Source organism: Jannaschia sp. R86511, from assembly GCF_042466345.1.
Classification (GTDB): Bacteria; Actinomycetota; Actinomycetes; order Actinomycetales; family JBBAYJ01; genus Aquipuribacter.
Genome location: NZ_JAXHCD010000001.1, coordinates 1,971,661 through 1,992,401, shown reverse-complemented (window position 1 = coordinate 1,992,401; position 20,741 = coordinate 1,971,661). Strand labels below are relative to the sequence as shown.

Genomic DNA, 20,741 nt, shown 5'->3' with positions numbered 1-20,741 from the left:
TTGCCGCGGGCGGGTGGTGGCCGGTCTGCGTTACCGAGGCTGGGGAAGCACGAGGGCAGCACTGACGAGACGCGGCGGCTTGATCGACAACTGGGCCTGTGCTGCCAGCGACGCCAGTCGCCTCCGCAGGCGCTCTTCGAGTTCCTGAGACTTCTGACGCAGGCTGTCCGCGCTCTCGGCGGGCCGCGTGCCGGCACGCTCCTTGGCGGCCGCAGCGCCCGCCTCTGCCCGGAGGCGTCGTGATTCCGAGGTGAGGCGCTCCTCCACCCGACTCCGCGTGCGTCGCACATCAGGCAGCACTCGGGCGGCGGTCTCTGAGAGGTAGTCCTGCAGTTGATGCTCGATGATCCAGCGTGTCGCCTCGGTCTCAGCCGAAGCCAGCCACGGCAGGCGGAGGGCCTCCGCCGCGAGGGCCGGCCGTACGTCCGTGAGGCAGTCGAGGTGGGGTGCGGGTCCGGCGCTGCGGACCTGGCCCGAAGCATCTGCGAAGGCGTATCCGAAGCGCCTGGAGACAGTGGCCTCCGTTCCGTCGACGACCTCTTCGACAACACCGATCAGAAGGGTCGGTGCTTCGACGGCAGGCGAAGCAAGAACGGTCCCGCGGGACAGCACGCCCGCGAGCAGCTGCGAGATGACGGCCGTGACCGCGTCATGGAGGGGGTGGCCCGGGGCCAGGAGGTCCGCCCGCCCGCCCGACGGACCGTCAGCATGCTCGAGCGAGAAGGTGACCCTGCTGTACCGCTTGGCTACTGGGCCGGTGCCGGCTGCAGCAAGAACCGGAGCGGGAACCTCGGCGATCTCGAAGCGACCTCGCTCACGTTGCACCAGCCGACCGCCAAGGGTCTGGAAGGCGTGACGGAATGCCCACTCCACCTGCCTAGGCTCGAGACGCCGGGCTCTTGCGTCGACCATCCGCTCCTGGACACGTGCTAGGTCCGCCGGCCGCATCGCCTCCTCGGTGAGGGCCTTGTCTCGCAGCAGCTCTGGCAGCCCGTGAGCCACGGTGCGGTCGAGCACCTCCTCCATCCGTCGCTGCACGGCCGGGTCATCGCCGTACCGGATCGCGTCTATGAGCAGGTCACGCAGCGGGGTCTCCTCGAACGCCGCGCCGAGGACGTCGAACACCTTGCCGCCGTACGCCTGGCGCTGGCTCTCCACCTTGCGCAGCAGACGCTCGAAGACGTCTCCCTCCCGCGTCCCGGTCGCGACGATGTTCCACAGCCGGCACACCTCGGTCTGACCGATGCGGTGGATGCGTCCGAAGCGCTGCTCGATGCGGTTCGGGTTCCAAGGCAGGTCGTAGTTGACCATCAAGTGTGCGGCCTGGAGGTTGAGGCCCTCCCCCGCCGCATCCGTCGCGACCATCACCTGGCATTGAGGGTGTTTGCTGAATCGCTCGGTGATCTGACGCCGGTCGGAGCGTCGCACCCCGCCGTGGATCGTCACCACGGCGTCGTCGGAGCCGAGGACGTCAGTCACGCGCTGCCGCAGGTATTCCAGGGTGTCTCGATGCTCGGTGAAGACGATCAACTTCCGACGCCGGCCGTCGGACCGGTCCAGGAGGTTGTCCTCCAGGATGCGTCGCAGCTCGACCCACTTGCGGTCTGTGTCGAGGCCACGGACCTCGGCTGCCAGGGCGACCAGCCTCGCGAGGTCGCGGAGCTCGATGTCCAGCTCCGCGACGGTCCGGGCGGCCGTGGCCTCGTCCAGCTGCTCCTCCTGGATCTGCTCCAGTTCGACCGCGCTGTGCTCGTCCTCGTCGACCTCCGGCCACATACGTTCGGACGCTTCGAGCCGACCGGCGCGGAGCTCGGCCCGGCGACGCTCAAGCCGCTGTGAACGCCGGACCAGGGACTGGTGGATCGCGGCGGGGCTGGATGCGAGTCGCCGCTGCAGCACGGTGAGCGCGAACCCAACCGCGTTGCGTCGCTTCCCGTCGAGCCCTTCCGCCTGGCTCATCCCGAATCGCACGTACTCCGTGACCTGGTCGTAGAGGTCGGTCTCTCGAGCAGTGAGCTGGTACGGCACCGTCTGCGCGATGCGCTCGGGGAACAGCGGGGTGCCTTCGAAGGTCAGAAGGTCCTCCTTCACCATCCGCCGCATGACCCCGGTGGTGTCCAGCGGGCCGCTCGCGCCCGCTCCCGTGCCCTCGAAGCCGTCCCGGTCGAGAAGGGTGAGGAAGAGACGGAAGTCGTCGTCGTTGCCCGCATGCGGCGTCGCGGTCATCAGCAGAAGGTGACGTGTTCGTGCGGCCAGCCGTTCGCCGAGGTGGAACCGCCGCGTCTTGTCGATCCCGCTCCCGAAGCGACGCGCAGCCATGCGGTGCGCCTCGTCGACCACGACGAGGTCCCAGTCGCTCAGGTCCAGGTCGGCGAGCAGGCGCTCGTTGCGGGCCAGCTGGTCCATGCGGGCGATGAGCAGCGGGTGCCGGTCGAAGACCCGCCCACCGAAGGCCGACTCGATCAGGTCGTTGCTGAGGATGTCGAAGCGGAGCCCGAACTTGAGGAACAGCTCGTCCTGCCACTGGTCGACGAGGCCGCCGGGGGCGACGACCAGACACCGGCTGATGTCCTCACGCAGGAGGAGCTCCTTGATGTACAACCCGGCCATGATGGTCTTGCCCGCGCCGGGGTCGTCGGCGAGGAGGAACCGTAGGGGGGTGCGGTCCAGCATCTCCTCGTAGACGGCCCTGATCTGGTGCGGCAGGGGCCTGACGTCGCTCGTCGCCACCGCCAGCATCGGGTCGAAGAGGCCGGCCATGCTCATGCGCTGGACCTCAGCGGCGAGCTGGAACTGCCGAGGGTCGGCGTCGAACGGGCGTCCGCCAGCGGCGGTGACGCTGATGAGCTGCTCGTCACGCCGGAAGAGCATCCGCTGAGCGAGGTTCCCCGCCGTGGTCTTGTAGGTCAGCTCGATCGTCGCGGCGCCGTGGGGCTGCGCCGCGACGACGACTACCGCTTCTCCCGGCAGAACGCCGGTCAGCCGCTGACCTGGCGCTACATCCTCCAGCCGCATGAATCGGCTCCCCCAGTCCTTCGGATCATTCGGAAGCCGTCCCCATGTGTCCGGCCGTCACCTACGGTTCAGTTTCACCGTAGCCCGCCTCATCCCTCGGTAGGACATGTCCAGCACTGAACGCCAGGCCGCACGTGCTCTCCGCGAGCGATACGGACGGTGGGTAGAGGACGCGCAGCGGGTGCGCTCATGGCATGACGCGGTCTCCCGCGACGCGGCCAGTTCCGAGCAGGCCCTTCGCTCTCGCTCGGCAACCATCAGCCTGGGCCGGTCCTCGTGGCACGTCGTCCCCCTGTCTCCGGATGACGTCGGAAGGGTGGCCCACCTACGGGATCGCGCCTACCGACCGGATATCTCGTCCACCGACGCGTCGCTACTCGACCGGCTCGAGGTGGACGCCGCCAAGGCCCTCAGCGACCTCGACGCGATGACTGGCGTGCGCCGGTTCTTCTCAGGTGCGAAGCGGGCTGAAGCGGCGAGGGGCGCGCTGACGTGGCTCGAGCGCGAGACGTCGTGGTTCGAGCGGCAAGGCGTGAAGACAGCACGGAGTCGGCTGGGATCAGCGACGACGGACGACGTAGTGACGCTCAGCACCCTGCTCGACTCTGCGCTAGGTTTCGCGCCTTCGTCTCGCGCCGATGTCGCGCGCGCACGCCTGGTGAGCATCGGCCAGCTGGCCACACTGCCCTCGGCACTCCGGGCGCTGCAGACGGCGATAACCGACGAGGACGCGAAGAAGCAGGCCGTCCGGCGAGCCGGCGAGCGGGTACGGAAGGCCGACACCCGGCGCTTTGTAGCATCGATGCCTCTGGACCGACTGCGTGAGGCGACCAACGACCGACTGCGTCTCGGCTCGTTGCCGGCCGCTGGTTACCGGACCGTCACCGACGTCCTCGACGGTGAGAGCCGCCTTACCGGTGTCCCGGGGATCGGTCCAGCGTCGGCTCGCAGCATCGCAGCCGCCGCACACGAACTGATACGCGTTGCCCTGGAGGAGATGCCGGTCCGCATCGACGTCACGCACAAGCACGCTGAGACCACCGCCCTGCTCACCGCCCTCGGCGCCTGGGACGCCACGAGGCGCCTGCAAGGGTCTCCGGTGGACCTCGAGACCGCCCGCCAGCTGGCCCCGCTGACGGCGCAGTTCACCAGCGGGGTGAGTCACCTGTATGTCGCCCCCGCCCGCGGCGGGGCAGACGTCGACGAACTGCTCTCTGTCGTCGCACGGGTCGTCTCGCTGGCGGGGTCGGTGAGCGGGACGACCAAACGTGGCAAGTCCGCGGTAGACCCGTGGAAGGACTTCGAGGCTCGACCATCCGACTACTACGCCCTGCTGAGCGAACTTGGACTCCTGGTCGAGGACGAGAACGCGGTGCAGGGCGACCTGCCAGCCGAGATCGTCGAAGCCATCCGACGTCAGCCGCTGGATACGAAGTACCTCGCGGCCTCGTTGCGTGGGTACCAGCACTTCGCCGCCCGATTCGCCCTCGTGCAGAAGAAGGTGCTCATCGGCGACGAGATGGGCCTCGGAAAGACCGTCGAGTCGCTCGCCGTCCTCGCACACCTGCGGTCGCGGGGCGAGACCCACTTCCTCGTCGTGTGCCCCGCTGCCGTGGTGACGAACTGGATGAGGGAGGTGTCCGCCAAGAGCAAGCTGCGGCCTCATCGTCTTCACGGTCCCGACCGAGCCGGCGCAGCCCGACGTTGGGTGAGAGACGGCGGCGTGGCGGTGACGACCTTTGAGACGCTCCGGCTCTGGGACTCACTGGCTGGCGGTACCGCAGTGGCCTGCGTCGTCGTGGACGAAGCCCACTACGTCAAGAACCCGGGCGCCAAGCGCTCGATCGCTACCGCTGCTCTCGTTGAACAGTCGGCGCGGGCGATCCTCATGTCCGGGACACCGCTGGAGAACCGCGTGGACGAGTTCCGGAACCTCGTGTCGTACATCCGACCGGACTTGACGGTGAAGGCAGACGACTTCTCGCCCAGGGAGTTCCGACGCCAGGTCGCGCCGGCGTACCTGCGCCGCAACCAGGAGGACGTGCTGCAAGAGCTCCCGCCGCTGGTTGAGGTCGACGAATGGCTCCCGATGTCCGCGACTGATCTCACGTCGTACCGGCAAGCCGTCGCGGGACGAAACTTTGCGGCCATGCGACAGGCGGCGATGCTCGCCGGTCAGAGCTCGCAGAAGCTCGAGCGGTTGGTGGAGCTGGTCCGAGAGGCGGAGGCGAACGGGCGCCGCGTCATCGTCTTCTCCTACTTCCGAGCCGTTCTCGACGCGGTCGCCAAGGCGCTTCCCGGCCCTGTCTACGGTCCCCTGACCGGGTCCGTGGCGGCGAACGAGCGGCAACGAATGGTGGACGACTTCGCTCGCGCCCGGCATGGTGCCGTCCTGGTGGCGCAGATCGTGGCCGGCGGAGTCGGGCTGAACATCCAGGCGGCTTCCATGGTGGTGATCTGCGAGCCTCAGCTCAAGCCGACCACGGAGGCCCAGGCCGTGGCGAGAGCTCACCGGATGGGTCAGCTGCAGTCGGTACAGGTCCACCGGCTCCTGTCGGAGGAAGGCGTCGACGTACGCGTCCGGGAGATCCTCGCGCGCAAGCAGCAGATCTTCGACGACTTCGCCCGGGTCAGCGCGACGGCAGACTCCACGCCCGAGGCCGTAGACATCTCCGAAGCAGACCTTGCCCGCGAGGTGATCGAGGCCGAGCGTGAGCGGCTGTTCTCGCAGGACGCAACCTCGGCGTAGGAGTCCGCTCGGAGTTGGAGCGACGGACCCGGACGCGGACCAGTAGCGGCAGGCAGTTCCCGGTTCGGTCAGCGAGAAGGTGGTCGGCCGCTACCCAAGGCCGAACCCTTGGAAGCAGAATTTTAAGCAGTTCGGTGCTCTCCAACCCTCGCAGCGCACCTAGCTTCGGTACGCATCTAGGCGGGCGGGATCCCAAACCCGTTGCGCCAGTTCGGCGACAAGTTCGCGACGCTTCACCTGCTCCTCCTTCCCGAACTGAACAAACGGTTCGAACGACAGGCCCTCTCTTGCAGCGAAGGCCACGAACTGCGGCTGGTACTGGTACGCCGACGCAGTCAGGCTCGCTGCATAGAGGTTCTGCTTGGCGTAATGAGGGGCCTTCACGTCAAACGGCTGATCTTGGTAGCTACGGTTCACGTCGGCAGGAAGAAGCAGCAGGCCGGCCACATGGTTGCGCCACTCGTCGAACTCCTGACGAGTGGGGCACTCGTCGATGTAGCGGTCGTGCACGTCCGCCCAGATGTGTTCGACATCCCACGGATTCTTCATCGAGCGGTCGACGAGCTGACCAAAGGGGTCTGGACGACCGGAGCAGCGCTCCGTGTACGCCGTCAAGCGAGCCAACAGATGATAGATATAGCGCTTGCTGAACTGGTTCAGCCGGAGGCCCTCGAGGCCGTCTCTGCCGCGACTCGAGCTACCCTCGAGCGAAACATCTGCTTCATCTTCGTCAAGCTTTGCTTTCAGCGTATCGATCAGGTCCGAGAGGCACGTGTTACGTATATCGCGACACAGCAGCCACATCGCGTAGCTGACACTGGAGTAGCCCACCCGAATGTAGTTGACCGCGCGTCGCATGACCCAGATGTCTAGGTACGTTGCCGTAGCGGCCAATTTAAGACGCATGGTCTCGTCGCTGTCCCCCACATTTAGGGGAGCGAGCAACACCGTGGGCTGCCACGTAAAGTCATTGTGGGCGTTGTAGAACACAGACTCTAGGCCCGGGGTGTATTCGCGGCTGGCCTCAAGTATCAGCCGGTAGGCACGCGCGAAGAAGGGCGCCTCGCTTGTCATCAGTCGCAGATTCCGCTGACCATCTCCCACCGGGATCCGACCGGCATTATCGCGTACCCAGCGGTGGAACGTGGTGCCGATCAGCTCCCAGTCCTTGTCCGCGGCGCCTGCTCGGCGTTCACGCGTAGACCCTGCGTACTTCGCCCTCAGCCAGGCCTTTACGAACGTTGCGTCCCGTTCGGGGTCGGGGTTCGGGGCCCAGGACGTCAACTCGAAGACGGTCTTTTTCCACAACCGGTTCGCGTTGGCCCTTGACTCACTGTCGTCAATCGCTCCCAGGAGGTAGGCCTTCAGCATGTCGACAGGGCTCAAGGGCTTGCCGCGGTCGTTCATGGTCTCGAAGATTGCGTAAGCGTGCGAGTCCGTCGCGGCCGAGATCTCGATTAGTCCAACGTTGCCGATCAACCAGTAGATGAACGTTTCCAGACCGTCGTCGAGCTCCCCCGCAAGATCAAGCGCCTCGATGTCTTGATAGCGCGCGACTATGGTTTGAATCGACTCATCCTTGCCCTGAGCATCGAAATCCTCGCCATTAAAGAGGGCTCTAAGGACCGGGACGCGTTCGGTGATGTCGAGGTTGAACTTCCGCTCACCGTAGTCATCGGAGAAGATGAGCGGTTCCACTGTCGACGTCACCGCAAGCCCACGATGCTGCGCTTCACGGTACAGGTAGATGAGCAGAAGCGTAAGTGACGTCACCCGCTGCTGCCCATCGACAAGATAGCTCTTTGTCCCGCGCTGCGTGACAATTATGGAACCGAGAAAGTAGTCACCGTATTCACTGGCCGCTTTGGGAGGATCGCCGGGCCGGAAGTCCGTCTCAAACTTTGTCTGCAGGTCTGTGACGAGTTCTTCGATGTTTTCTCGTTCCCACTTGTACTCGCGCTGGTACTCGTCGATTGCAAAGGAACGAGTTTGCAACAGACCCTTGATTGTCCGGTAGTGCGGGGTAATGGTTGTCACGCGACGCCTCCCCTTAGTTTGAGCTGACAGTCATGGTCGCCCAGGAATTCAATAGCAGAACAGCATGCTGGCTGCAGACTCAGATCTACCCTCACGCCACCACCGACGCCACCCGGAACGCGTCCACCGGCATCCCGTGCCGCAGCCGCCAGGTGAACGCCATCGGCCGCTCCCCCTCGTGCGAGACGTAGGTTGCCGGCCCCAGGCACTGGTACGTCGCCGCCCCGCCCCAGCTGTTGCTCCGGGTTGGCCGGACGAACAGCAGCACGTGGCTGCCCCGCTCGGCGTGGTGGACGTAGCGCTGTCCGGTCGGGGAGGCCGCCGCGGTGGCGTTCTGTGACTCCCAGTGGAACGTGTCCCGGCTGATGGCGTAGTCGCTGTACATGGTCTGCGGCGAGAAGTGCTCCTCGTCCTTGTTCAACGTGACCAGGAACGCGTCCGCCCCGGCCTCGGGCGCCCACACCACGCCAGACGCGTGCCCCTGCGTCTTGCGGGGCGAGTTCCCGTCGATGCCAGCCCAGTCGAGGCCGGCGAGGATCTCGTCTCGGCTGTAGTGGGCGTGCGTCTGCAGAGTGACCTGTTGCAGGCCCGCCTCCAGCGGCAGGGTGACGTGCTCGGCGTTCGCCAGCCCTAGCTCGATGACCTGGCGCAGCTCGTCCCGCACGGCCGGGTGCCTCGCAAGGACGTCGAACGCGTCCTGGTAGCTGGCGTGGCCGCCGCCGTTGGGCCACAACGAGAAGAACATCATCCGCGCGAGCCGCTGCTTCCGCTCCGACAGCCGGTCGTACGTCCACCCGTCTTCGAGCAGGCGCAGGTATACCGCCGCGCGCTCCGGGTCGTCGACGTGCGCGAACGCACTGGTCCGCTTGAGCAGCTGCTCATCAACCGGTCCGGCCGACGGGGTCGACAGGCCGGCCTGACGGCGCAACCCCGTCCAGGAGCCGGCACGGAAGACGTCGGCCAGCTCGCGGCCGGCCTCCTGCAGCCAGTCCGCCAGGGGCAGGTCGCCGTGGCTGCGGACCTCGTGCAGCAGCTCCTTGCGGCTGAGCTTGAGCTGTCGGCGCACGTTGTCCAACACCACGTCCCTCGCCACGGCATCGAGGACGAGTTCGCAGCCCGACGGCAGCAGCCCGAAGCCGGTCTCCAGCTGCCGTTCGAGCCCCGACCGGCTGGCCCCGGTGAGGGCGCGGTACTTGAGGTCGAACCGGAACTGGCGGCTCTGCTGGCCGATGAAGTCCAGCACCGTGAGCACTGGCTTGTCGGCAGTCCGCCGCAGGCCACGCCCGAGCTGCTGGAGGAAGATCGTCGCGCTCTGGGTCGGGCGGAGTAGGAGGAGGGTGTCGACGTCCGGGACGTCGAGGCCCTCGTTGAACAGATCGACGGCGAACAGCACATTGACCGTACGGTCCCGCAGAGCCTGAAGGGCGTCGGCTCGGTCGTCGCGGGACGTGGCGCCGGAGACGGCCCGCGCGGGGATCCCGGCCGCGTTGAACCGGTCGGCCATGAACTGCGCGTGCTTCACCGACACGCAGAACCCGAGGGCTCGCATCCCGGTCGCGTCTAGGACCTTGTCACCAAGCTCCTTGAGCACGATGCGGACCCGGGCGTCGTCGGCGGTATAGAGGTTCTCGAGGTCGCCGGTGCTGTACTCCCCCGCGCGCCAGTCCAGGCGAGACAGGTCGGTCGCGTCGCTGATGCCGAAGTAGTGGAACGGGCACAGCAGGTCGTTCTCCAGCGCGTCCCACAGCCGGAGCTCGGCGGCAGTACGGCCGTCGAAGAACGACCGGACGTCGAGGCCGTCGGAGCGCTCGGGGGTAGCGGTCAGGCCAAGCAACTCCTTCGGCTGCAGGTGCTCGAGCAGGCGGCGGTAGGTCGCAGCCTCGGCGTGGTGGAACTCGTCGACGACTACGACGTCGAACTGGTCGGCGGCCAGGCTCAGCAGCCCTGCCGCGGACAGGCTCTGCACGCTGGCGAAGACATGACGCCACCGGTCGGGCTTGTCGCCGCCGACGTAGAGCTCGCCGAACGCGCCGTCGGCGAGGACCTCGCGGTACGTGCGTAGAGACTGCTCGAGGATCTCCTTGCGGTGCGCGACGAATAGCACCGACGGCCGGCCCGGCATGCGGGCGTAGTCCAGGGCGGCGATGACGGTCTTGCCTGTGCCAGTGGCGGCCACGACGAGGTTGCGGTGGTGGCCGTGCGTCTCGCGCTCCACCTGCAGACGGTCAAGGATCGCCTCCTGATGCGGGTAGGGCCGAACCTCGAGCCCGCTGATGATGCGTGTGACGGTGCCGCGCTCCTGCAGCCCACCAGCCACAGCGAGCGCCTGGTCGAGCCGGTCGTGGTCCTGGTCCGGGTCGTACGTGACGAACGCCGGGTCGGCCCAGTAGGTGTCGAAGGTGGCCTCGAACTTGGCAGTCAGTTTCTGGCGTGTGGGAGCCGGCGAGCTTGACGTTCCACTCCAGGCCGTCGAGCAGGGCAGCGCGGCTCAGGTTGGACGAGCCGACGTAGGCGGTGTCGTAGCCGCTGTGGCGGCGGAACAGCCACGCCTTGGCGTGGAGCCGGGTCGACTGGGTCTCGTAGTTGACCTTGACCTCGGCGCCGAAGTCCCGGACCAGCCGGTCCAGGGCGGTGCGGTCGGTGGCACCCATGTAGGTCGTCGTCAGCACCCGCAGCGGCACGCCGCGCTGCTTGAGCTCCTTGAGCTGGTCTTCCAGCACCCGAAGGCCGTACCACTTGACGAACGCGCACAGAAGGTCGACCCGGTCGGCGGTCGCCAGCTCGGCGCGCAGCTCGGCGCCGAGCTTGGGGTCGGTGTGGGAGTTGGTGAGCAGCGCGGGTCGGGACAGGGGGACGGCGGGCCTGGTGCCGACGAGGGTCCAGACGCCGGGCTGCTCCTGGCGGGCGATGGACATGAGCTGCTGAGGTCCGGGCTCGACCACATCGGCCTCACCGTGCAGACCAGCGAGCAGCGTGTTGACCAGCGCGACGCGTTCGTCGGGGGCGAGGCCGGCCAGCGCTCGGGCCACCTGACGACCGACGTGATCACCCAGTGCCGACGCCTGCTGCCCCTCGGGCACGTCCACGGTGATAGCGCGCAGGTCCGCCAGCCTGGCCCTCAGGTCCTGCGTCAGCAGGCTCTCGTAGATCCCGGTCGGCAGCGCGTGTTCCCCCACGGCCGGCAGCTTGTCACGCGGCTCGTCAGGGCAGGACGGGTATGACCAGACTCAGGCCCGGGAGCCAGCGTTGGGGCTTCTCCGCAGCGGGAAGCCGCCAAGAACCGGGCACCCCAGTTCGTCAGTTCGACCGGCAGGCTCCAGACAGCCCCGTGAGACGCCGATAGCGTCCCGGGGGGATGACATGACCATCGACGACACCGCGCGCGCCGCCGGGGCCTCGCAGCGCACCGAGGCCCAGGCCTGCCGCGAGCGCGCCGAGGAGTACGCGCGGCTGCAGCAGCTCGAGCTCGACCTGGCGGTCCGTCACGAGGTGGCCGGCCGCGGGGAGGCCTCGGTGGCCGCGACCCTGTCGGCGTTGTCGGTCTACGGCTGGAAGGTGCTCGTGGACCGGCAGTGGCCGCGCTCGGCCGCCAACATCGACATGGTCCTGGTCGGCCCCGGCGGGGTGGTCGTGGTCGACGCCAAGACCTGGGCCGAACCACGGGTCGAGAACGGTCGGCTGCTGCGCGGCGACTCCGACGAGACCGACTCCCTGGACGCACTGCGCAGCAGCACCGCCCCGCTCGTGGCCGACCTACTGGCCGAGACCGGGTACGCCGCGTCAGGTGTGGTCGTCGCGGCCGTCCTGGCCGGCCGCTCCCTACGCCCGGTCCGGGTGTCGGGGGCCGTCGTGGTCGGCGAGCGGGACGTGGCCACGTGGGTCGTGAAGCGGGGCCACCGGATCGACCCCGCGCACGTCGACGAGCTGCACCGGCTGCTCGCCGAGGCGTTCCCACCGCACCAGCCCAGCGTCCGACGCGCGTCGACGACGGCCATCCTCCGCCCGCGGCCACGACCGGTCGCCGAGACCGCCGACCTGTTCGACGTCACCGCCCTGGCCGAGGCCGACCTCACGGCGGCTGCACGCGGACCGATCGAGGCGTGGATGACGTGGCTCCACCCCGACCAGTCCCCGGTGGTGGGGCGGACCTTCAACGGCCCGGCCCGCCTCAGCGGCCCGGCGGGCACGGGCAAGACCGTCATCGCCCTGCACCGCGCCGCGGCCGCCGCCCGGCTGCCCGGCAGCCGGGTGCTGGTCACCACCTTCGTGAGCACCCTGCCCGTCGTGCTCGGCGAGCTCATCGGCCGGCTGGCCCCGGAGCACGCCGACCGGGTCGAGGCGCGCAGCCTGCACTCCTGGGCACTCGCCCTCCTGCGCGAACGCGGGGTGCGTCACCACCTCGACGGGGCCGCAGCCGAGCGGGCCTTCGGGCGGGCCTGGGCCACGGTCGGACGTCAGGGTGCCCTGGCCCGGCTCCCGGTGATCCCGCCGTACTGGCAGGAGGAGATCGACCACGTCATCAAAGGCCGCGGGATCGACGCCTTCGAGGACTACGTGACCGTGGACCGGGTGGGTCGCCGGACGCCGTTGCGGCTCGAGCACCGCGAGGCGGTCTGGGACCTGTACTGCGCTTACCAGGACTTGCTGGCGCAGGCCGGGCGGCACGATTTCTCCGACGTGCTCCGGTTGGCCCGGGACGAGCTGCGACGTTCGCCGCTGGAGCAGCCGTACACCGCCGTCGTCGTGGACGAGGTGCAGGACCTGACCATGGTCGGGGTGCAGCTGCTGCACGCGCTGGTCGGCGACCGGACCAACGGCCTGCTGCTGGTGGGCGACACCACGCAGGCCCTCTACCCCGGCGGGTTCCGACTGCGCGAGGCCGGTCTGGCGGTGGTCGGTCGCTCGGTCCGTCTCGGCACCAACTACCGCAACGGCGCGGTGATCCTCGACCACGTGGCGACGCTGCAGGCCACGGCGGTCGACCTCGACGAGGAGACGTCCGACGCCGGAGGCAGCGGGCCCGGCTCCGCGTCGCGGCAGGGCGGTCGGGTCCACCTGGTCGAGGCACCGTCGGAGGCGGCACTCGAGCAGTCGCTGCTGCAGCGGTTGGGTGACTCGGTCCGGGCCGGGACCAGGGCAGGTGACTGCGCGGTCCTCGTCCCCAGCAACGCCGCCGTCACGCGCTGGGTCAGCCTGCTCGGTGGCGCCGGGCTTCCGGCCCTGCGCCTGGACGCCTACCGGGGTGCGGCGGTCGACGCGGTCAAGGTCGGCACCGTGCACCGCGCGAAGGGCCTCGAGTTCGGGCACGTGGTCGTCACCGACTCCGCCGCCGTGCCGCCACGGCGGTCGGCCGAGAGCGAGGACGCCTACGCCGAGCGGGCCGAGGGCTGGCGCCGGCAGGTGCACGTGGCCATGACGCGGGCGCGGGACACCTTGTGGTGCGGGCAGGTGGTGGGGCCGCGGTCAACCCGGTAGAAGACCGGTCCGGTTACGAGGCTCCCGCAGGAACCCTCCGGGCTCTATGCGCCACACGGTCAGGCGGGCTGGGCGGCCCGGCGCAGGTTGCATCGGCGCAGGTTGCATCGGCGCAGGTTGCATCGGCGCAGGTTGCATCGGCGCAGGTTGCATCGGCGCAGGTTGCATCGGCGCAGGTTGCATCGGCGCAGGTTGCATCGGCGCAGGTTGCATCGGCGCAGGTTGCATCGGCGCAGGTTGCATCGGCGCAGGTTGCATCGGCGCAGGTTGCATCGGCGCAGGTTGCATCGGCGCAGGCCACCCACTCGTCCTTGATTGCGCCCTACCCGTTCGCGAAGACCTTCCAAGAGCCGGTCGCGGCGGCCAGCCGGCGTCTCAGTCCACCAACCTCGCCAGCTGTGCCCGCAGCACCTCCGGGTCCCGGCGCGCCTGCGCCCCCAGCCGGGTGAGCAGCAGCCGTCCCTTGTACCTGCGGAGCAGCTTGAGCGCCATCGCCCCGGTCCGGACCTCCATCACGGGGATCGTGTGGACCTCCCGGTTGCCCGCGCCGATCCACTCCTGGTCGAGCCCCCACGCCTCGAACGCGGCGCGGACGTCGACCGGCCTCAGGTGCCCTGCGGCCGTCAGCTCGAGCCCACCGCCACCCGCCCGCTCCAGCAGCCACCCGTAGCGCTCCAGCCGCACCGCGGGCCGTGAGCCCCGCCGGAACCGCAGCGCGCGGAGGACGTCCCGGGTGGTCCGGTCGACGTCGAACGCGTCGGGGTCGAAGGGCCGCCCGTCGAGGTCCACGCCCTCGACCACCAGGTCGTCGTAGCCACCCGGGCCGCCGCAGTCCTCCGGCGGCGCCGCCCCCTCCCCCCGGGTGCACCGCACCCGGGCCTGGTCGGGGTGCGACGGGCCGACGTCGGCGAGCCGCAGCTCGACCTCCCAGCCGTCGCCGTAGTCGTAGGCGTACAGGCACGACTCCCCCGGCTCACCCAGCAGCTCGTCGAGTCGCACCTCCCGCTCGTCGACGCCGGGTTCGCCCTCGTCGACCTCGAACGGGCACAGGTACGCCTCGCGGTCGGGGTCGAACGGGTCACCGATCCCGAACCGGTGCAGGTGGTAGCCCGCCCAGCCGAAGGCGGCCTGCACGACGTCGCTGACCTCGTCCAGGTACATGTCGGAGGGTAGGTCGAGCACCCGCACCACGGGTCGCGCCAGGCTGGTCACCTCCAGGCGGACCAGGTAGCGGACCGGGGTGGCGCGGCGGGGGTGTCGTGGGCGCGACTCGATGGCCCGGAAACCCTCCGTCAGCCGACCGTCCCCGGCCATGGCCAGGAGCTGGGCCAGGTCGGCCCGCCCGAGCGTGTGGTTCCACTCACGTGCCGCGCGGCGGCGGGCCAGCTCGTCCGGCTGCTCGTCCATGACGGGAGGGTAGGAGCGACACCCGACACGACCAAGGAGGGCCCTCGTGCAGACCACCGGCAGGTCTACGTCTTGCAGGGCCAGGAACTGAGACAGCAGACGCGATCGCGTATCAGATGTGGAGCGCCGTTGTACATCGTCACCGCGCAACGTACTTTCGGTACATGACGCAGCCCATCAGTGTGTCGAAGGCCCGTCGCGACCTGGCGCGGGTGATCGACGACGTCCGCGCCAACCACGAGCCGGTGTTCCTCTCCCGGCGGGGGAAGCGTGTGGCCGCCGTGGTCGACGCCGACGACTACGAGCGGATGAGGGACCTGGCCGAGGACATGGCCGACATCCGGGCCGCGGAGCAGGCCCGGGAGGAGATGCGCCGCACCGGGGAGGCCCCCATACCGTGGGACGAGGTCAAGGCGGACCTCGGCCTGGCCTGACGTGGCTTACCGCATCGAGCTGACGCCGTCGGCGGCCCGCGAGCTCCGCAAGTTGGACCCGTCGGCCCGACGGCGGGTCCAGGCCGTCGTGGAGCTGCTCGCGAACGACCCCCGCCCGCCGTCGGCGACTCGTCTGGTGGGTGGAGCGGGCGAGTGGCGAGTCCGCACCGGTGACTACCGGGTCGTCTACGCCATCGAGGACGACATCCTGCTTGTCCTCGTCGTCCGCGTCGGTCACCGACGGGACGTCTACCGCCGCTGAGGCCTCACACCCCCCGCGGCCAGCAGCTCCCCCAGGGGTGACCGTCCGCGAACCCGGCCGCTTGTGTCGCGGGCCCTCCCTACCGTCGACGGCATGGAGTGGTGGGGGCTCGGTCTGGTCGGAGCAGTGGTGTTCTTCTGGTGGCTGGGACGTGAGCCGGTCCAGAGGCCCGGGCCGGACGTCCCCCCTGCGGCCGGGACGACGCCCGGACCCCGGGGCGCTAGCTCGGCTGGGACCGCCGTGGCCGCCGCCGGCACCGGCCTGCTGGCCGCGGAGGTGCTCCGCCGCGCCACCGATATGAACGACGCGGACGGCACGTTCATGGACGGCTACGTCGCCGGCCGCCTCACCGAGCGGGCCGAGAGCAGGGACGAGCTGCAGGCCGCCCGCGACGCGGAGGACGGGTTCGGCACGTCCCAGCGGTGGTCCCACGCCGATGACGAGGCGTGGGACGAGCTGGACCCGGCGGAGGACGACCTGTCCGACGACTGGTGAGCCGCACCCGCCGGCATCCCCGCCCCACCCGCCATCCCGTCACCCACCGGAGCCACCGGTCGCCGCACAGCGACGCAGCGCGGGGCGGCCTCACCGATCTCGACCGATTCGTTGACAGCGGGTCGGTCGCGGCACAGAGTCATGCGGCGAGCAGTCCCGTCTGGCCTCCCAGGAGCACATATGCGCCGTCGCCCGGTCATCGCCCTCGTCGCTGCCACCGCCGTCGTGGCCTCCATGGTCGGAGCGACCACGGCCAGCGCCTCGCCCCCGGACTCCGACCCGGACGCCCGCTACGACGTCTGGACGGGCGAGGTCACGCTGGCCCAGGTCGAGGACATCGTCGCCCTGGGCGTCGACCGGCACGAGCTCGACGTGGCCACGCTGGCCCGCGAGCAGGGCAGCAAGGCCAAGGCGCAGGTCGAGGTCATCCTCAGCGAGGACGAGGCCGAGGGCCTGCGCGAGCAGGGCCTGGACCTGGACCTCAAGGAGGTGCAGGGCGGCGACTCCGTGGCCCAGCGCGCCACCGCCCTGGCGGACAGCGGCTACGACGTGTGGCAGAAGTACAGCGGCCCCGGCGGCATCAAGGAGGAGGTCGAGCAGCTGGCCGACGCCAACGCCGGCCTGGCCAAGGTCGTCACGATCGGCCAGACCACGAACGGCCAGGACATCATCGCCGTCAAGGTCGGCAAGCAGGCCCGCCGCACCCCGGACGGTTCCCGCCCGGCGGTCCTCTACCTGTCGGCCCAGCACGCCCGGGAGTGGATCACCCCGGAGATGACGACCCGGCTGATGGAGTACGTCCTGGACGGCTACGGCGAGGACCGGCAGATCACCACGCTGCTCAACACCCGCGAGCTGTGGTTCGTCCCGGTCGCCAACCCGGACGGCTACGACTTCACCTTCGAGCCCGGCCAGCGGCTGTGGCGCAAGAACCTGCGCGACAACAACGGCGACGGGGTCATCACCCCCGGGGACGGCGTCGACCTCAACCGCAACTACGACTACAAGTGGGGCTACGACAACGAGGGCTCCTCCCCCAACCCGGCGAGCGAGACCTACCGGGGCCCGTCGGCCAACTCGGAGCCGGAGAGCCAGGCGCTCGACGCGTTCGTCGAACGGGTCGACCCCGAGTTCTTCGTCAACTACCACTCCGCCGCCGAGCTGCTGCTGTACGGGGTGGGCTGGCAGGTGGCCACGCCGTCGCCCGACGACGTGATCTACGAGGCGCTCGCCGGTGACGACGCCGACCCGGCCGTCCCCGGCTACGACCCGGACATCTCTGCCGAGCTGTACACCACCAACGGCGACACCGACACCTACCTGCAGGCCGCCTACGGGACGCTCGGATTCACCCCCGAGATGTCGACCTGCGAAGCCGTGTCCGACCTGGACCCTGACGACGAGTACGAGGCCGGGGACTGCGGCAGCGGTTTCGAGTTCCCCGACGACGAGGACCTGGTGCAGGCCGAGTTCGAGAAGAACATCCCGTTCGCGCTGTCGGTCGCGGCCTCCGCGGGCGACCCCGACGACCCGGTCACCGTCACCGGCGAGGCCGCGGCGGACTTCGTCGTCGACAGCTTCGACGTGTCCTACGGCGACCCGCAGACCGTGGCCGTCACCGCCAAGCGCGCCCTGACCGGCGTGCAGCTGCGCTACCGCATCGACGGCGGCGCCACCCGGTCCGTCCCGGTGCAGGAGTGGACCGGCGGTGAGCGCTACGGCGGCGAGAACGACGACTACTACGCCGAGTACCGCGCCGAGGTGAGCGGGGCCGGTCCCGGCGCCGACGTCGAGGTCTGGTTCACCGGCACCAAGGGCAACCGTCGGATCCAGAGCGAGCGGTTCACGTACACGGTGGCCGCAGACACCGGTCACGACGTGCTCGTCGTCGCCAACGAGGACTACACCGGCGTCAACCCCACCTACCCGGCGGGCACGGACGCCCCGCAGTACGCCGACGCCCACGTGGCGGCGGTCGAGGCGGCCGGCTACACCGCCGACGTGTGGGACGTCGACGCGCAGGGCGTGCCGCACGACCTGGCGGTGCTCGGGCACTACGACGCCGTGCTCTGGTACCTGGGCGACAACCGACTCACGCAGGATCCTGAGGACGAGCTCACCGACTCGCCCTTCGGTCCCCTCCCCGACGTGTCCGTCGCCGAGGAGCAGCAGTACCTGACCCTGGCTGTGCGGGACTACCTCAACGAGGGCGGCACCCTGATCCACTCCGGCGAGACGGCGCAGTACCAGGGCCTGGCGGGGATCAGCACGGCCGTCGGTGGCCTGTACTACGGCCTCAACGGCCAGCCGCAGGAGGAGTGCGTGATCTCGCCGCGCCCGACGGGCAGCACCGAGGGCTTCTTCGACGACTGCCTGATCCTGGCCGACGACTTCCGGCAGTACTGGCTGGGGGCGTTCAACCGCAGCGACACCGCAGCGCAGGAGGGCGTGACCGGTGTCGCGACCCCGGTTGACGGCTTCCAGGCCGCGTTCGGTGGTCCCGTGGTCGAGGGGGCGAACCCGCTGGACGAGGCGGGCACGTTCATCCCGACCAGCGACGTGCTGCCGGTCGAGCAGTTCCCGCAGTTCGCCAGCCAGGGAGCGGTGGAGTACGCCTCGGCCGACGGCAGCAGCCCGTTCTCCCCGGTCGAGGGCGAGCGCTACGCGGGTGCCCTGCACGCCGACGACTCGTGGATGCGGCTCACCCGCACGGTCGCCGTACCCGCCGGCAGCAGCACCCAGCTGCAGCTGCAGCTGTCCTACGACACCGAGGGCGGCTACGACCACGTCATCGTCGAGGCGCGGACCGCGGGCGGTGACGACTGGACGACGCTGCCGGATGAGAACGGCGGGACGTCCACGACGCGGCCGACCGAGTGCGAGGCCGGGTTCTTCGTCGAGACGCACCCGTTCCTGTCCCGGTACTTCGGCGGTCCGGACTGCTCCGCGCCCGGCTCCAGCGGGACCTGGAACTCGTTCACCGGCGGCAGCGACGGCTGGACGCAGGCCGCGTTCGACCTGTCGGCCTACGCCGGGTCCAGCGTCGAGGTGTCCGTCTCCTACGTGACCGACCCCGGGACGGGCGGCGTCGGGGCGTTCGTCGACGACACCCGCGTCGTTGTCGACGGGACGACGGTCGAGGCCGACGGCTTCGAGGGCGCGACGTCGGCCTGGACCGTGGCCGGCCCGCCCCCGGGCAGCCCCGGCAACGCGCAGGACTGGCAGATCACCGAGCAGCTCGTGCAGGTCTACGGCGGCACGTCGACGGACTCGACCCTGCTGCTGGGCTTCGGGCTCGAGCAGCTGGCCACGGACGAGGACCGCACGGACCTGGTCGGCCGGGCGCTGGACGGGCTCATCGGGCAGCCGTAGGCCGCCCCTCGACCGGGCCATTCGACCCGGCCCATCGACCCGGCCCATCGACTCGGCCCCCGCAGGTCCCGACCTGCGGGGGCCGAGCCACGCCACGGACCACCCGTCCCGGTCCGGCAGGCTGGGCCCGTGACCGACGCCCTGCTGGACATCTGGACCGCGGCCACGACCCCGGCACCACGCCCAGGGGTCGTGCCCGTGCTGCTGCTGGGCGGTGTCGCGCTGGTCCTGGCCCAGCTGCCGCTGCTGCGTCAGGCGGTGACCGTGGTGCACGAGGCGGGCCATGCCGTCGTCGCCGTCGCCGTGGGGCGCCGGGTCAGCGGCATCCGGCTGCACGCCGACGCCTCCGGGCTCACCCTGTCCCGGGGCCGACCCCGCGGGCCGGGCATGGTCGCGACGCTGCTCGCGGGCTACCCCGCGCCGACCGTGCTGGGGGTCGTGGCCGCCGCCGCGGTGGCCGGCGGCTACGCCGTCGGGCTGCTGTGGGCCCTGGTGCTGGGCACGGCCGTGCTGGTGCTGGCCGTCCGCAACGTCTACGGGCTGCTGGTCCTGCTCGGCCTCGGCGGGGCCGTCGCCGCGGCGAGCTGGTTCCTGCCGCCGACGACGCTGGGCTGGGTCGCCGTCCTGCTGGTATGGGTGCTGCTGCTGACCGCGCCGCGCACCGTGCTCGAGCTGTTCCGCACCCCAGCCCGGCGCGACACCCGCTCCGACCCCGCCCAGCTGGCGCAGGTCACGCGGGTCCCGCGCCTGCTGTGGCTGCTGCTGATGCTCGTCACCACCGTCGCGGGCGCCGTGCTGGGCGGGGTGCTGCTCCTGCGCTGACGGCGCGCCCGCTGACCCCGCTCACCCCAGCAGCGCGACCCGCAGCTCGGCCGGCGTCGCGAGAACCCGCTCGACGCCTGCAGCCACCAGCTCCCCCGGCTCCGCGTAGCCCCAGCCCGCCCCCAGGCAGCGCAACCCGTGCTCGGTCGCGCCCTCGACGTCGTGCACCCGGTCGCCGACCATCACCACCCCGTCGGGGTCGCCCAGCCGGCGCAGCGCCTCGGCCACGACCGCCCCCTTGGTGGGTCGTCCCGCGCTCAGCGTGTCACCGACGACCTCGGTGAACAGCTCCGTCCAGCCGTGCTGGTCGACGATGCGGCGGGCGAACGGCTCGGCCTTGCTGGTGGCGACAGTCATGGTCACACCCGCAGCGGCCAGGGCGTGCAGCAGGTCCTCGACACCGGGGTAAGGCGTGTTGCCCAGGTAGCCGCCGTCGCCGTAGATCCGGCGGTAGACCGGGATCACCGCCGCAGTGCCGGCCTCGCCGATGATCGGCGGCAGCGACCGGTACTGCGGCGGCCCAGCAGGTGCGTTCCCAGGGCGTCCTCGGGCACGTCGAGGCCGACCTCGTCGATCGCCCGGCGCAGCGAGCCGAGGATGCCGGGAGCGGAGTCGACGAGCGTGCCGTCGAGGTCGAGGAGCACGTGGGTCAGCACGGCGACCATCCTCGCGG

At 69.9% G+C, this 20,741-nt stretch carries 15 protein-coding genes; 7 read left to right on the top strand and 8 right to left on the bottom strand.

Annotation, left to right across the window (positions count from 1 at the left end; translation table 11 throughout):
* Positions 1-30 precede the first annotated feature (30 nt).
* The gene (locus SJY06_RS09440; RefSeq protein ID WP_380166903.1) at positions 31-3,015 is read right to left on the bottom strand and encodes a DEAD/DEAH box helicase; all 2,985 of its coding nucleotides are present in this window, start codon (positions 3,013-3,015) and stop codon (positions 31-33) included.
* Positions 3,016-3,331: 316 nt separating this feature from the next.
* Between SJY06_RS09440 and SJY06_RS09435 the strand changes: the two genes are divergently transcribed.
* A complete protein-coding gene (locus SJY06_RS09435; protein WP_380166901.1) occupies positions 3,332-5,764 on the top strand; it encodes a DEAD/DEAH box helicase in 2,433 nt (810 codons plus the stop codon).
* A 159-nt stretch (positions 5,765-5,923) separates the two neighbouring features.
* Here SJY06_RS09435 and SJY06_RS09430 read toward each other — a convergent pair whose 3' ends face one another.
* From SJY06_RS09430 to SJY06_RS09420, 3 genes are all read right to left on the bottom strand, one after another.
* On the bottom strand, positions 5,924-7,801 hold the full coding sequence (locus SJY06_RS09430; RefSeq protein WP_380166899.1) for a DUF262 domain-containing protein: 1,878 nt from the start codon (positions 7,799-7,801) through the stop codon (positions 5,924-5,926).
* Positions 7,802-7,892: 91 nt separating this feature from the next.
* On the bottom strand, positions 7,893-10,016 hold the full coding sequence (locus SJY06_RS09425; protein WP_380166897.1) for a DUF3427 domain-containing protein: 2,124 nt from the start codon (positions 10,014-10,016) through the stop codon (positions 7,893-7,895).
* A 10-nt stretch (positions 10,017-10,026) separates the two neighbouring features.
* On the bottom strand, positions 10,027-10,977 hold the full coding sequence (locus SJY06_RS09420) for a phospholipase D-like domain-containing protein (protein ID WP_380166895.1): 951 nt from the start codon (positions 10,975-10,977) through the stop codon (positions 10,027-10,029).
* A 184-nt stretch (positions 10,978-11,161) separates the two neighbouring features.
* Between SJY06_RS09420 and SJY06_RS09415 the strand changes: the two genes are divergently transcribed.
* Positions 11,162-13,276, top strand: a complete 2,115-nt coding sequence (locus SJY06_RS09415; RefSeq protein WP_380166893.1) for a UvrD-helicase domain-containing protein — start codon at positions 11,162-11,164, stop codon at positions 13,274-13,276.
* 59 nt (positions 13,277-13,335) lie between these two features.
* Here the strand turns inward: SJY06_RS09415 and SJY06_RS09410 are convergent, their stop codons facing one another.
* Both SJY06_RS09410 and SJY06_RS09405 read right to left on the bottom strand, forming a co-directional pair.
* On the bottom strand, positions 13,336-13,581 hold the full coding sequence (locus SJY06_RS09410) for a pentapeptide repeat-containing protein (protein WP_380166891.1): 246 nt from the start codon (positions 13,579-13,581) through the stop codon (positions 13,336-13,338).
* A 70-nt stretch (positions 13,582-13,651) separates the two neighbouring features.
* On the bottom strand, positions 13,652-14,683 hold the full coding sequence (locus tag SJY06_RS09405) for a plasmid pRiA4b ORF-3 family protein (protein WP_380166889.1): 1,032 nt from the start codon (positions 14,681-14,683) through the stop codon (positions 13,652-13,654).
* Between the two features lie 164 nt (positions 14,684-14,847).
* On the opposite strand from SJY06_RS09405, the gene SJY06_RS09400 reads away from it, so the two are divergent.
* From SJY06_RS09400 to SJY06_RS09380, 5 genes are all read left to right on the top strand, one after another.
* Entirely contained in the window at positions 14,848-15,117 is a 270-nt protein-coding gene (locus tag SJY06_RS09400; RefSeq protein WP_380166887.1) for a type II toxin-antitoxin system Phd/YefM family antitoxin, read from the top strand.
* A 1-nt stretch (position 15,118) separates the two neighbouring features.
* Positions 15,119-15,379 (top strand): type II toxin-antitoxin system RelE/ParE family toxin, encoded by a 261-nt coding sequence (locus tag SJY06_RS09395; RefSeq protein WP_380166885.1) that lies wholly within the window; start codon positions 15,119-15,121, stop codon positions 15,377-15,379.
* Positions 15,380-15,472: 93 nt separating this feature from the next.
* Positions 15,473-15,874: a hypothetical protein gene (locus SJY06_RS09390; RefSeq protein WP_380166883.1), complete on the top strand. Its 402-nt coding sequence runs from the start codon at positions 15,473-15,475 to the stop codon at positions 15,872-15,874.
* A gap of 180 nt (positions 15,875-16,054) precedes the next feature.
* The gene (locus SJY06_RS09385; protein ID WP_380166881.1) at positions 16,055-19,246 is read left to right on the top strand and encodes a M14 family zinc carboxypeptidase; all 3,192 of its coding nucleotides are present in this window, start codon (positions 16,055-16,057) and stop codon (positions 19,244-19,246) included.
* A gap of 129 nt (positions 19,247-19,375) precedes the next feature.
* Complete coding sequence (locus SJY06_RS09380) at positions 19,376-20,068, top strand: M50 family metallopeptidase (protein WP_380166879.1); 693 nt, start codon at positions 19,376-19,378, stop codon at positions 20,066-20,068.
* Positions 20,069-20,089: 21 nt separating this feature from the next.
* Here the strand turns inward: SJY06_RS09380 and SJY06_RS09375 are convergent, their stop codons facing one another.
* Positions 20,090-20,533: an HAD-IA family hydrolase gene (locus tag SJY06_RS09375; RefSeq protein ID WP_380166877.1), complete on the bottom strand. Its 444-nt coding sequence runs from the start codon at positions 20,531-20,533 to the stop codon at positions 20,090-20,092.
* Positions 20,530-20,724, bottom strand: a complete 195-nt coding sequence (locus SJY06_RS09370; protein WP_380166875.1) for a hypothetical protein — start codon at positions 20,722-20,724, stop codon at positions 20,530-20,532. Before SJY06_RS09370 ends, SJY06_RS09375 begins: the two co-directional genes overlap by 4 nt.
* Positions 20,725-20,741 lie beyond the last annotated feature (17 nt).

What these genes read in the sequence shown, in the direction of transcription:
- SJY06_RS09415 (WP_380166893.1), top strand. Translation starts at nt 11,162, where the DNA reads ATGACCATCGACGACACCGCGCGCGCCGCCGGGGCCTCGCAGCGCACC.
- SJY06_RS09390 (WP_380166883.1), top strand. Translation starts at nt 15,473, where the DNA reads ATGGAGTGGTGGGGGCTCGGTCTGGTCGGAGCAGTGGTGTTCTTCTGG.
- SJY06_RS09405 (WP_380166889.1), bottom strand. Translation starts at nt 14,683, where the DNA reads ATGGACGAGCAGCCGGACGAGCTGGCCCGCCGCCGCGCGGCACGTGAG.
- SJY06_RS09385 (WP_380166881.1), top strand. Translation starts at nt 16,055, where the DNA reads ATGCGCCGTCGCCCGGTCATCGCCCTCGTCGCTGCCACCGCCGTCGTG.
- SJY06_RS09400 (WP_380166887.1), top strand. Translation starts at nt 14,848, where the DNA reads ATGACGCAGCCCATCAGTGTGTCGAAGGCCCGTCGCGACCTGGCGCGG.
- SJY06_RS09440 (WP_380166903.1), bottom strand. Translation starts at nt 3,015, where the DNA reads ATGCGGCTGGAGGATGTAGCGCCAGGTCAGCGGCTGACCGGCGTTCTG.